Raw genomic sequence first — 12,194 nt, forward strand, 5'->3', positions numbered from 1 at the left:
GGAGGCAGCACCCTCGCTACCCATCCAACCCGAACGACCAGACGACGTCGACCCCGACAACTGGGCCATCCTCATGCGTATCCACGCCCGAGCACACGCCTACAACTGAACCCTGTGACTCGCCGCCGCGCGTGACAGTTGCGCCTCGCGATCAGCCTCGTCCCGGAATCCCTGCTGCTGGTCGCCGTCGAGGGTGTCGAGGACCAGCGCGTCCAGCACGGAACGGATCTCGGGACGTCCCGCCCACCCGACGACGGCGGCGCCGGACAGGTCGTCCCGCACGGCGCGCCCCCGGGGCCGCTGGAAGGCCAGCAGGGCGAGTCCGACCTGGCGTGGGGGGATGGCCGAGCGGGTGACGTGCCACACGCCAGCATCGACGACGCCGGCGTGGACGTAGGCCGGCACGTCCGGGAATGGGACGTCCACGAACTCCACCGAAGCTTCCTCCACGGGGAACTCGGCCAGGGTGAGCGCCTCATGGTCGAAGGAGTCGCGGTCGATGGCGACGCGTGTGGGCTCGACATGGCCGTCGACGTCTGCTTGGCGCCGCAGGACGACCAACTGGTCGGGAGCGTAGTAGGTGCCGGGGCCCAGCCGTCGTTCGAATCCCCGCCATCCGGCCCCGGCCAGACTGCGGACACCCGCCAGGGTGCCCGTCGAGACGACGGTGAGATCGTGCTCCCCGGCGGTCACCGAGTCGATCCGGGGTGCTCCGCCACGAAGGTGTCGCATGGTGTGCGGGATTCCCATGCTGGTGAGCTCTTCGGCCAGGGTCGACTCCAGGACGTCCATCTCGACCGCACCGGCCGGGGAGAGCAGGACCCGCAGCGGCTCGAGTCCCGCCGATCGCCAGCATTCGCCGGCGTCCACCGACTCGATGCGCCGACCGAGGTGCCCGCGCGAGATGGTGCGCAGCGCGCCACGCTCGGCCAGCACGTCCAGGGCGCGTTGGATGGTTCCGGCGCTGATGCCCAGTTCGTCGCGCCAGGTCGTGTTCTTCGCGAGGGTGGCGCCCGCACCCTTGGCCAGGGCGTCCAGGGCCAATGCGCGCATGGCTGGTTGCAGTCCCTGCTGCGCACCCTGATGCATCCTGTCCACCCCTGCCCCCTCGGCTGCAGCGTAGCGCCCGTGACCCCCAGGACTCTTGACACCCTGAGGTGCGACTGGAATAGTCACGACAATACTCCACTTTTGGATTACTAGGAGCGAGATGCAGATCGACCCTTCGGCACTTGAGTCCTTGCGAGCGGTCGTGGGCGCCGAGGCCGTCGACACCTCGGCTGCGTCGCGTGAACAGAGCAGCCGCGACACCTGGCCCCTGTCGACCAAGCGCGCCATGATCGGGCAGCACCCCTACCAGGCCGATGTCGTGGTCCGATTGACCGACTTCGCCGACGCGCCCGCCGTCCTGGCCGTGGCCACCGAGCACGGCATTCCCGTGACGGTCCGCGCCCTCGGATCCTCGGTCACCGGCCAACCCCTGCCGGTCAACGGTGGCATCGTGCTCGACGTCTCCGGGGTGCCGGCCGACCACCAGGTCAATGAGCAGAACATGACCGTGACAGCGACCGCGTCCTTCAATGGCGGTGCCCTCGAGGATCTGCTCAACACCCGGGGACTGACCCTGGGCCACTCACCGCAGTCCCTGCATCGTTCGACCGTTGGCGGGTGGCTGGCGACACTGGCGACCGGCCAGTTCTCGTCCATGTACGGGGGCATTGAGGACCTGGTCTGCGGGTACTCGGTGATCCTGGCCACCGGTGAGACCGTCGACCTGAAGGCCTCACCGCGTGCCGCCATGGGACCAGACCTGCGGCAGCTCTTCATTGGGTCCGAGGGCACTCTGGGCCTGATCAGCTCGGTCACGCTGAAGGTCTTTCCCTCCGACCTGCCGACAGCCCTGCAGACGTGGGCCCTGCCCACCGTCGAGGCCGGCCTGCAGGTGATGCGCGAGCAGGCACTACTCGGTCTGCGCCCCTACCTGCTGCGTCTCTACGACACCGACGAGGCGCGCCATGCCATGCAGGACCCCAGCTTCGACAGCCCCGTCCTGTTCCTGGGATCTCGCGGCGCCGCCGAAATGGTCGATGCCGAACTGGCGACCCTGGCCCGTCTGGTCACTGCCCGGGGTGGCCACCAGCTGGGCGCCGAGGGCGTCGAGGCCTGGATGGGTCGACGCTTCGACTTCTCCACCGTCGAGAACCTGGTCGCGGAGACCGGGGGCTTCGCCGAGACCATCGAGGTGGCGCACAACTGGGACGGCATCGGCGGTCTGTACGACGACCTGAAGACGGCCCTGGCCCCGCTCGCCGATGAGGTGCTGGCGCACTTCTCCCACGTGTACACCCAGGGGACCTCGATGTACGTCATCCTGTTGGGTCACGTGGACAGCGACCCGGCCGCCGTCGACCGCATCCAGCGCATCTGGGACGTCGCCATGGCCGTCTGCCTTGACCACGGCGCCGAGCTGTCCCATCACCACGGCGGTGGTCTGGCCCGCTCGCCCTACTCGCGCCGCTCCCTCGGCTCGGCGCACCTGGTGCTGCGGAAGCTGAAAGCAGCTCTCGACCCCTCCGGAATCCTCAACCCCGGCAAGCTCGGTCTCTGACTGATCATCCGCCCCGTCCGACCACCTGCTCGTCCGACCACCCAGGAGCCAATGATGTCCTCCACCCGAATCCTCGTCATCGACGCCGGCACCACCGGAATCCGCGCCCTGATCTACGACGCCGCTGCCCAGGTCGTCGCCACCGCCTACACCGAGTTCCCCCAGTACCACCCGGGCCCCGACCGGGTGGAGCACGACGCGACTGAGATCTGGGACGCCACCCAGCGCATGATCAGCCAGGCACTCGACCAGGCCGCGCTCACCCCAGCCGAGATCACTGCGATCGGCATCACCAACCAGCGCGCGACCACCGTCGTATGGGACCGCCAGACGGGTGAGCCGGTGACCCGGGCCATCGTGTGGCAGGACACCCGCACCGCCGACCGCGCCGCCGAACTGGGACCCGAGTGGGGAGAAAAGGTCTACAGCCGCACCGGTTGGTCGCTGGCCCCGGTCTACTCCTCCCTCAGCCTCGAATGGATGCTGAACAATGTCGAGGGCCTGCGCGACCTGGCCGACGCCGGACGCCTGGCCTTCGGGACGATCGACTCGTGGCTGGTGCACAAGCTGACCGGCGGCAGCACCCACGTGATCAGCGCGTCGAATGCCTCGGTCACCGGTTCCTATGACCTGACCACCGACCAGTGGTACCAGGAGTGGCTGGACGCCTTGGGCATTCCGGTCGACATGTACCCCAGCGTGGTCGACGACTCCGGGCGGCTGGGCACGACCAGCCATGAGGTCTTCGGTGCCGAGGTGGTGATTGCCTCGGCCATCGCCGACCAGCATTCGGCCCTCTTCGCGCAGGGATGCATCCGGCCCGGCATGGTCAAGTGCACCCACGGCACCGGCACCTTCTTGGACATGACCATCGGCACCACCCCGGTGATCGACACGGCCAGCGGCCTCACCTCGCAGATCGCGTGGCGGATCGGCGGCGAGACCGTCTACGCACTGGAGGGCTACGCCGGTTCCACGGGTGCCGCCGTCCAGTGGCTGCGTGACGGGCTGAAGATCCTGGGCCAGTCGGCCGAGTCCGAGGAACTCGCCCAGAGCGTGGATGACAACGGCGGGGTGTACTTCGTCCCCGCCCTGACCGGTCTGTCGGCCCCCTACTGGGATGCCTACGCCCGCGGCACCATCTTCGGCATTGGCCCCGGCACCACCCGGGGGCACCTCGCACGGGCCACCCTGGAGGGCATCGTCTTCTCGGTGCGGGACTTCATCGACGTGATGAGCAAGGTGTCGGGGCACGCCATCTCGACGATCGCCGTCGATGGTGGTGGCGCCCGCAATAACCTGCTGCTGCAGTTCCAGGCAGACCAGTTGAACGCCGAGGTCACCCGTCCGAAGAACACCGAGGCGACCAGCCTGGGCGCAGCGCTGCTGGCGGGCTTGGCGACCGGGGTGTGGGACACCCCGGAGCAGGCAGTCGCCACCGTCGAGATCGACCGCAGCTTCACCCCGGCCGTGGACGAGACCGAACGGGCCAGCGCCTACGCCACCTGGCGGCGCGCCGTGGATCGTTCCCGTGGCTGGCTCAAGAGCGACAGCCGGGAGTGAGCCATGCGACGCTCGCGCCCAGCTGACCTGGCCGAGACCCTGTTTGACCTGATCGTGATTGGTGGCGGCATCACCGGTGTCGCCACCGCACGCGAGGCTGCCCTGCGCGGACTCTCTGTGCTGCTGGTGGAGAAGGACGACTTCGCGGCCGGCACGTCCAGCCGATCGTCGAAACTGATCCATGGTGGGCTGCGCTACCTGCAGACCTACCAGTTCGCCCTGGTGGCCGAGTCGCTGCGGGAACGCGAACGGATGCTGACACTGGCCCCCCACCTGACCGAGGTGCGTCCGTTCCTGTACCTGCTCTACGACGGCTACCCCGAGGGCAGGACGCTGCTGAACGCGGGCCTGACGTTCTACGACGCGGCCTCCGGGGAGTGGATGAAGCGACGCCACCGGATGCTGTCGGCGCGCAAGGTCCTCGATCTGGAACCACACTTGCGTCGCGACGGCCTGCTGGGCGCCGGGCAGTACTACGACGTGTTGACCGATGATGCCCGACTGACCGTCGACCACGCCAAGGGTGCCGCCGAGGCAGGTGCCCAGCTGTTGAACCATGCCGCCGTGTCCGGCCTGCTGGTCGAGGGTGGACGCACCCGCGGGGTCCGGATCACCGACCAGCTGGACGGCAACGTGGTCGAGGTCCATGCTCGCGTGGTGGCCAGCGCCACCGGTCCGTGGACCGACCAGACGCTGGCGCTCGAACGCGGTGACCATGCCAACAGCCTGCGCCCCACCAAGGGCGTCCACATCGTGCTGCGCAAGAGCGACTTCCCGCTCAACACCGCCGTGTTCCTGCGTTCCCCCGACGACAACCGAGTGGTCTGGCCCACCCCATCACTCGAGGACGACCTGGTCTACATCGGCACCACCGACACCGACTTCGCGGGTGACCTGGATGTGGTGACCCCCGACGAGGACGACATCACCTATCTGCTCAACGTGGCCAACCACACCATTCCAGACGCTCGGGTGACCGAGGACCACATCGTGGGCTCGTGGGCGGGACTGCGTCCGCTGGTGGCCGCCGCCCCGGGCACCACGACGGGAAACACCAGCCGCGAGCACGTGATCAGCGAGGGGCCGACCGGGCTGTTGGCGATTTCTGGCGGCAAGCTGACCAGCAGCAGGGTGATGGCCCAGCACCTGGTCGAGGTCGCGGTGACGAAGCTCCGCACACCGGTCGGCCCGTCGGTTGCCTCCTCGACGCCGATCTCGGGCGGCAGTCCGGGCACCACCCTGGGGTTGTTCGCCGCGGCCACAGCACTCGGCGTGCCCGACGACATTGCCGGCAGCTGGGTGCGGCGCTACGGCAGCAATGCCGGTCACGTCCTGCGCCAGTGGCAGGACGACACCGCGGCTCGGGAGGTGGTTGGTCCGCGCGGGCTGACCGTGGCCGAGGTGCGCTACTGCGTCGCCGAGGAGATGGTGCTGACACTGTGCGACCTGCTGGTGAGGCGCACGTCGCTGTTCTTCTGGGACGCTGCCGGCAGCCTGGCCGCCGCTGACCAGATCGCCGCCGCGTTGGCCGCAGAACTGGGCTGGGACGAGCAGCGTCGCGGAGCCGAGGTCGCGGCCTACCGAAAGCTGGTCCACGCCCACCTGCCCGGACACCGCTGATCCTCAGGTCGGGCCGGCCGCTGCTGAGCCCACTGCTCGCAACGGTGCGCCTGGAAGCTGCACAGCAGGTCGTAGCGGGGTCGAGGTCTCGACGACCAGCACGAACGACGGCATCGCCCCACGCAGCATGCAGCCGGTCACTTCACCGCCGTTGCGGCGCGCCGTCTGCCGGGCGATGACGCAACCGTCCTGGCCGGCCGTGATGGCCTGGGCGCCCGCGACGGCAGCCAGGTCGGCGATGCGGTGGGCCCGGTGGAAGGCGGTGACCCAGCCGATGGACCAGGCGGCCAGCAGCAGGAACCCGACGAGTCCGGCCATGATGAGCATGCTCAGCACGCTGCCCGAGCCCCGCTCAGAGCCCCGCTCCAAGCCACGGACAGTCGGCCCGGTCACGCGCCCGGCTCCACTGGTTGTTGGGCCTGGGCCCGCAGCACCACTGGCCCGATCGGCCCCCACGAGCGCTTCACGGTCACCGTGGCGTGGACCCATCCGTTCGTGGTGACCACCTCGACCGAGCTGTTGCTGGGCGCCAAGGACTTCACCCGTTGCAGCTGTCGCGCGTCACCCCGGGCCGCCTGACGGGCTGCCTGACCGGCGATGGACTCGGCACGATCCTGCAGCATCAGCAGGCCGATCACCGAGGATGCCCCGAGCAGGGTCAACGCCGCCACCAGCAGCCCCACCGCCAGTTCCAGGGTGACCATGCCACGCGGGCGGACCCGACGACTCCGACGGAGTTGCATGCTGTCTCCTTCCCAGAAGGTGGGTGGCCGGTCGGTTCCCCCCAACCGCCGGCCACCCGCGGAAGCCGGGAGCGACCCGGCGCTGCTCACTTGATCTGGCTGCCAACCCAGCTCATGATCTTCAGGACGACCTTCAGTGCCACCTTGAAGAACTCGACGTCGGTGATCACACGCAGCAACACCAGGGCGAGCGAGACGGCGGCCAGGATGCCCACGGCGTATTCCGCGGTGGACATGCCACGCTGCGTCAGGCGCTGGGTGCCGTGGTGGATGCGGGCGATGGCCGAGGTCCGCTGCCGCGGGCCGGCTGGTTCGGTGTCGAGGAGGTCGATGCCGTGGGCGGCGCCGACCGGGGTGGAGATCTCGGACATGTGTTTCCCTTTCGGTTGCTGACCCACCCTCGTGGGTACGTCGCGACCATGAGTCGCCGTCCTGGTCGGGCGGTGCACGGACAACACCCTGTGGACAACTCGGCCTCAGGGCAGGTACGTGCTGACCAGTCCGGCGATGATCGGCACCACCCCGACCAGCACGAAGGCCGGGAGGAAGCACGTCATCAACGGCAGCACCGACCTGATGCCCACCGTCTTGGCCTGCTTCTCGATCTCGCTGCGGTGCTGGGACCGAGCCTGGTCGGCGTGCGTCTGCAGCACCGCCACCACCGCCGCGCCCGAGATGGCGTTCCTGGCGAGGTCGCGGGCCGCCGGTCCCCACACCGGCGCCAGGACCGGGTCGGCGGCGATGCCGGCCCAGGCCTGCTGCTCGGAGCGGCCGACCCGAATGTGGCTGGCGACGGTCTCGAGCACCGCCCGGCTCTCCGCGGGACTGACCGTGGCGACCTCGGCCACCGCCACCCGCGTCGGTGACCCGGCGGACAGGGCACTGGCCAGCAGGCCCAGCGTCTCCGGCAGTTGCTCGTCGAGTCGCAGGCGGCGTCGGGTGATGCCGCGATTGTCGGTCCGGGCCAGCCAGAGCCAGCTGGCGGCGGCCGCGACAGGCGCGCCGGCCAGCATCCACGCCGACGGCACCAGCGCCAGCAGACCCAGCCCCACGGCGGCGCTGACCACCACCCGGGCGGAGCCCCCGCTGCCGGGGTCCGCGGGGGCCGAGGCTGAGGCGGCTCGTCGGACCAGCAGGGCACGCCCCGTCGGCGGTGGTCGCCACAGCAGCACCAGCAGACCCGCGGCGAGCGCCGCCACGACGGCCGGGTTCACCGGGTCCTGCGTTCCACGTGGTCGGCGATCCACTCGGTCCACAACACCCCGACACAGGCCAGCACCACGGCCAGCGCCAGCATCCAGCGACCGACGGGGTTGCTCACCAGGAACTCGTCGGGTGAGCCGCCCACCATGAATCCCATGGCCAGACCCACCGCCGGCAATCCGGCCAGCAGCTTCCCGGTGGCCCGAGCAGGTGCCAGTTCCCCCGAAACCGAACGTCGCAGCGCGGAGCGTTCGGCCAGGTGCACCGCCACCCGATCGGCGGCCTCGGCCATCGGGGCGCCTGAACGTTCGGCCAACTGCCAGGCCGCCGCCAGCGAGCCCAGGCCACCGGCGCCCGGCTGGCGCGAGCCCTGCCGCAGGGCCTCGGCGATGTCGCCGCCGACCCGGTGGACCGACGCCGCATGGCCGAAGACCGGGTAGTCCTCGGCGGCCGCCTGCAACGCCGCCACCGGCAGCTGCCCGATGCGCAGTTGGCCCGCCACCACCTGGCAGCCGCGGGCCACCTCCTGCGCCGTGGCCCACGCCTTCCGGTGGCCGCGGGCCCGGACCACCACCGCCCCGGTCGTGGCGCCGAGCGCGGTCACGACCACCAACCACGGCAGCCAGTCGGGGCCGAGCAGCACCCAGAACACGGCCGCCAGGCCCAGCCCCCCGAGCAACACCCCGGGCCGGGCACCGCCCCATCGCCGCGGCTTCCGGCTGCCGTCCGCACCCCAGTCGGCCCCCACTTCCGCCATCGGGCTACGCGCTGGTGGGGGCACCAGCAGCCAGACCAGCACCGCGACGGTGACGACCAGCAGCGCGGCCATCACGCCGTGTCCCAGGCACGACCCGACAGCAGCCGCTGCAGGCCGTCCCACCCCGGTCCCCGCCGCGGAACGACCGCGGCCGGCGCCCAGGTCAGCGCCGGTTCGATCACCAGCTTGCCCACCGAGCCGGCCACCACCCCGACCTGGGTCAACCGGCGCGCGCCGTCCGGCCAGCGGGCGACATGGACGACGAGGTCGAGTGCCGCCAGCACCTGGGCGTGGCACGCCTCCCGTCCCAGTCCCCCGAGCGCCGCCAGCGCCTCCACCCGTGCGGGAACGTCGGCGACCGAGTTGGCGTGGAGCGTCCCGCAGCCACCCTCGTGACCGGTGTTCATGGCCATCAACAGGTCACAGATCTCGCCGCCCCGCACCTCGCCGACCACCAGCCGGTCGGGACGCATCCGCAGCGCCTGGCGCACCAGCGTGGTCAGCGTCACCGCCCCCACTCCCTCGGCGTTGGCGCTACGACCCTCCAGGCGCACCACGTGTGGATGGTCGGGTGCCAGTTCTCGGGAGTCCTCGACCACCACCACCCGCTGGTCGGGGTCCACCGACCCGAGCAGGGACGCCAACAGCGTCGTCTTGCCCGAGCCGGTGCCTCCGCTGACCAGGAACGCGGCCCTGCGCGCGACCAACGCCTGCAGGACGTCGAGGCCGGTCTGGTCGATGCCACCGCCGGTCCGCCAGTCTTCCAGCGAGAGACTGCGTCGGGCGGGCACCCGCAACGAGATGCACGTCCCAGGTGAGGCCAACGACGACAGCACGGCATGCACGCGGGTGCCGTCGGCCATCCGGGCATCAACCCAGGGCGCGGCATCGTCGAGTCGCCGGCCGGCGACTGCCGCGAGTCGGGTCGCCAGTCGGCGCACCTCATCATCGGAGGCGAAACGCACCCCGGTCATCTCCAGCCCGGCGCCCCGGTCGATGAAGACCTGCTCAGGGCCGTTGACGAGCACGTCGGTGACCCCCGGAAGCTGCAGCAGGGGGTCCAGCACCCCGGCGCCGATGGAGGTGCGCCGCAGCGCCTCCAGCGCCCACAGCACCACCGAATCGGAGACGACCATGCCCAGTCCACGCATCGCCGCGGCGACGTCCTCGGGGGTGTGCACCCGCCCCAGACCGGCCAGCCGCAGCCGGACCTCCTCCAACTCCTCGGCGGTCACGCCGACACCGCCGACCAGATCCGCTCGCACTCCCGAGCGAACCTGGAGCGGGTTGCCAGTGCCGGTGGGACACCGTGGGCCAGGTCGTGCGGCAACCGACCATGGTGGCTGATCGTCGCCAGCACCTCGAATCCCAGCGCCGCCGAAACCTCCGGGCACCTCAGGGTGCGTCCCGGGCCGGTCCGCACGACCAGTTCCAGGTCGCTCCAGCCGCGCTGGTCCACCACTGCCCGGGCGGCCAGCACGCTGCGCACGTCGGCCCCGACCAGCAGCAGACTGCGCGCCTGTGGCCAGTGCTCGCCCGAGGGTTGCTCGCCGCGTCCGGCGTCGACGACGACACGGGCATGGCTGCGCAGCATCGATCGCAGGACGGAGGTGGCGGCCTCCGTGCCGGGAAGCCTGCCGGATCGTCCGGCGGACACGAACCGCACCCCCGCCTGGGCAGGCAACCGGTCGGCCAGGTCACCCACGTGCCCCGATGCCGCCGCCAGTTCGTCCCACCGCCAGCCGGGCACCCCCTCGGCGCCCAGCATCACGTCCAGTCCACCACCGCAGGCGGCAAGCTCGACCAGGGCCGTGGGCTGGGTCCGGGCACCAACCTGCGCGAGGGCCGTCGCCAGCGTCGAGGTGCCCAGCCCACCGACCGACCCCACCACCCGCAGCAGCAGACCGCCGCCCTCGTGGGCGCCCTGGTCAAGGATGGTGCTGATGAATCCGGCCTGCTCGGGCAGCACCAGTACCGCCGCCTCCAGGGGCACCGACCAGCCCATCACCTCGGCGGCCGTCCGGCCGACCACGTGCACCCCACGACGCGCGGGCAGCCCGAGCCCGGCCAGCCATGCCGCCTGGTCGGCCCCCACGAAGACCGTGGGGGCACCCTTCCAGGCCTGCCTGACCGCGTCGGACTCCCGCACGCGCCGCATCGGTGACTGCACGGCAGCGGCGGCGCCGAGCACCTGTTCCGCCAGCCCCTCGTCCCGGCAGATGATCAACGACTCCCGCGTCCGCTCGTTCACACCACGGTTATGGGGACGCCGAGCCAGAACCGCTCAGTTGTCCACAGACCTTGTCAGCGCTCCGGGGTTGTCCACAGCGGCCCGCGATCAGCTGGCGTCTGGCATGCCCAGGATGTATGCGACCTGGCCAATGTGTTCCAGGGCATCGGCGTAGACACTGACCAGCCGCACGCCTCGGGTCACCGGGGGGTCCCACCGGTCGTCGACGATGTCGTCGAGGTCGGTCTCCTCGAGTCCGGCCAGGTAGGTCACCGAGGCGGACGTGACCGCGGCCAGGTAGTCGCGCAGCAAGGCGGGATCCTCGACCACGACCGCCAGCGCCTGCTCCACCGTGTGCCCATAGCCATGCTCGTCGGCAGCCACCGGCAGACTGAAACGCTCGCGCCAGCCCTGCGCGTTCCACACCTCGGGCCCGCCCAGGTCGGCCACCTGCTGGTCGATCTCGCGTCCGCTGTGCCACAGCAGCCAGGCCGGCGAGTTGGGGTGCCCACCGGGATGGACGTTGAGCCGGTCGACGGTCAGGGTCTCCCACAGGTGCCCGGCCGCCGCCAACGGACGGGCGGCCAGGTCAGCCAGAAGTTCGCGTGAGTTCATGGGTCCCAGTCTTGCCCCTCGGCCCAAGCTAGGATCGTCTGCATGTCTGCGCCAGCCCCGTCGGGAGGATTCCACCTGCCCCCCGCGGCGATCGACTGGCTGGTCGGTGAGGCTCCCCAACGCGTGCTCACCCTGTCGGGGGCGTCACTGCCGCGCACCTTCCTGCGCGCCGGGCATGACGTGTTCGCGATCGACAAGCAGACCCGGCTGGTGCGCGGCATGGCGCAGGTGCCGGGCATCACCGCGGTCGCCGCCCAGGCCGAGTCGCTGCCCTTCGACCCCTGCAGTTTCGACGTGGTCGCCACCCATCAGGTCTTCCACCGCTATGCCCCGGGGCTGGTGCTCTCCGAGATGGCCCGGGTGCTGCGTCCCGGTGGACACGCCGCCGTGTCCTACCTGGTCAGGGACGATTCGGTGCCGTGGGTGCGGCGCCTGGTGCATCTGGTCCAGGAGTTGGACCCATCGGCAATGGCCGGTTCGTTCGGCGCGGACTCGGTGCGCGAACTGCTCGACAGCAAGTACTTCCCGTTCTCGACGCACCGCAGCTTCCGCCACTGGGTTCCCGCCTCGCGCCAGTCCCTGACCACGATGGCGGCAAACCTTCCGGCTGCAGGGGGCCTGGCCGAGCGCGAACGCAGCGAGTTCCTGGCCGCGGTTGCCGCGCTCTACGACGAGTCGGCCCCCGGTGCCGGCGACCTGCGACTGCCCTACACGCTGCTGTGCTGGCGGGCCGAAGTCGACCACCAGGAGCTCACTGCCCCCATCGAGGTCGATGACGACGGGCTGGTCATACCGATCTGAGGGGCCGGCGAGCATGGGGTGTACCGTGTCCTGAGGTGTGTCGGGAAGCCTGGT

At 70.6% G+C, this 12,194-nt stretch carries 13 protein-coding genes; 4 read left to right on the plus strand and 9 right to left on the minus strand.

Annotated features, from left to right (window positions below):
* Window positions 1-99: 99 nt before the first annotated feature.
* Complete coding sequence (locus IPV09_RS13560) at window positions 100-1,089, minus strand: YhfZ family protein (protein ID WP_242681642.1); 990 nt, start codon at window positions 1,087-1,089, stop codon at window positions 100-102.
* Window positions 1,090-1,210: 121 nt separating this feature from the next.
* Here IPV09_RS13560 and IPV09_RS13565 point away from each other — a divergent pair, with 121 nt between their 5' ends.
* Genes IPV09_RS13565 through IPV09_RS13575 form a run of 3 tightly spaced genes read left to right on the plus strand, consistent with a single transcriptional unit; the run spans window position 1,211 to window position 5,791 of the window.
* Window positions 1,211-2,608, plus strand: coding sequence for an FAD-binding oxidoreductase (locus IPV09_RS13565; RefSeq protein WP_207475823.1), 1,398 nt, complete (start codon window positions 1,211-1,213; stop codon window positions 2,606-2,608).
* A gap of 54 nt (window positions 2,609-2,662) precedes the next feature.
* On the plus strand, window positions 2,663-4,171 hold the full coding sequence (locus tag IPV09_RS13570; RefSeq protein ID WP_207475825.1) for a glycerol kinase GlpK: 1,509 nt from the start codon (window positions 2,663-2,665) through the stop codon (window positions 4,169-4,171).
* Between the two features lie 3 nt (window positions 4,172-4,174).
* The gene (locus IPV09_RS13575) at window positions 4,175-5,791 is read left to right on the plus strand and encodes a glycerol-3-phosphate dehydrogenase/oxidase (protein ID WP_207475827.1); all 1,617 of its coding nucleotides are present in this window, start codon (window positions 4,175-4,177) and stop codon (window positions 5,789-5,791) included.
* A 3-nt stretch (window positions 5,792-5,794) separates the two neighbouring features.
* On the opposite strand, the gene IPV09_RS14455 is transcribed toward IPV09_RS13575, so the two are convergent.
* The 8 genes from IPV09_RS14455 to IPV09_RS13615 all read right to left on the minus strand — a co-directional run bounded on the left by IPV09_RS14455 (window position 5,795) and on the right by IPV09_RS13615 (window position 11,339).
* Window positions 5,795-6,280, minus strand: coding sequence for an Rv3654c family TadE-like protein (locus IPV09_RS14455; RefSeq protein WP_255521375.1), 486 nt, complete (start codon window positions 6,278-6,280; stop codon window positions 5,795-5,797).
* The gene (locus IPV09_RS13585) at window positions 6,181-6,534 is read right to left on the minus strand and encodes a hypothetical protein (RefSeq protein WP_207475831.1); all 354 of its coding nucleotides are present in this window, start codon (window positions 6,532-6,534) and stop codon (window positions 6,181-6,183) included. The genes IPV09_RS14455 and IPV09_RS13585 overlap by 100 nt, the downstream gene beginning before the upstream one ends.
* An 86-nt stretch (window positions 6,535-6,620) precedes the next feature.
* The gene (locus IPV09_RS14365) at window positions 6,621-6,905 is read right to left on the minus strand and encodes a DUF4244 domain-containing protein (RefSeq protein WP_242681641.1); all 285 of its coding nucleotides are present in this window, start codon (window positions 6,903-6,905) and stop codon (window positions 6,621-6,623) included.
* A gap of 105 nt (window positions 6,906-7,010) precedes the next feature.
* Window positions 7,011-7,748: a type II secretion system F family protein gene (locus IPV09_RS13595; protein WP_207475833.1), complete on the minus strand. Its 738-nt coding sequence runs from the start codon at window positions 7,746-7,748 to the stop codon at window positions 7,011-7,013.
* Window positions 7,745-8,569: a type II secretion system F family protein gene (locus tag IPV09_RS13600; RefSeq protein WP_207475835.1), complete on the minus strand. Its 825-nt coding sequence runs from the start codon at window positions 8,567-8,569 to the stop codon at window positions 7,745-7,747. The genes IPV09_RS13595 and IPV09_RS13600 overlap by 4 nt, the downstream gene beginning before the upstream one ends.
* Window positions 8,566-9,729: a TadA family conjugal transfer-associated ATPase gene (locus tag IPV09_RS13605; RefSeq protein WP_207475845.1), complete on the minus strand. Its 1,164-nt coding sequence runs from the start codon at window positions 9,727-9,729 to the stop codon at window positions 8,566-8,568. The genes IPV09_RS13600 and IPV09_RS13605 overlap by 4 nt, the downstream gene beginning before the upstream one ends.
* Window positions 9,726-10,745: a septum site-determining protein Ssd gene (gene ssd, locus IPV09_RS13610; RefSeq protein WP_207475837.1), complete on the minus strand. Its 1,020-nt coding sequence runs from the start codon at window positions 10,743-10,745 to the stop codon at window positions 9,726-9,728. The genes IPV09_RS13605 and ssd overlap by 4 nt, the downstream gene beginning before the upstream one ends.
* Before the next feature lie 87 nt (window positions 10,746-10,832).
* Window positions 10,833-11,339 (minus strand): DinB family protein, encoded by a 507-nt coding sequence (locus IPV09_RS13615; RefSeq protein WP_207475839.1) that lies wholly within the window; start codon window positions 11,337-11,339, stop codon window positions 10,833-10,835.
* A 42-nt stretch (window positions 11,340-11,381) separates the two neighbouring features.
* Here IPV09_RS13615 and IPV09_RS13620 point away from each other — a divergent pair, with 42 nt between their 5' ends.
* Window positions 11,382-12,140, plus strand: coding sequence for a class I SAM-dependent methyltransferase (locus tag IPV09_RS13620; RefSeq protein WP_207475841.1), 759 nt, complete (start codon window positions 11,382-11,384; stop codon window positions 12,138-12,140).
* Window positions 12,141-12,194 lie beyond the last annotated feature (54 nt).

It is taken from the genome of Tessaracoccus sp. SD287 (assembly GCF_017355265.1).
GTDB lineage: Bacteria > Actinomycetota > Actinomycetes > Propionibacteriales > Propionibacteriaceae > Aestuariimicrobium.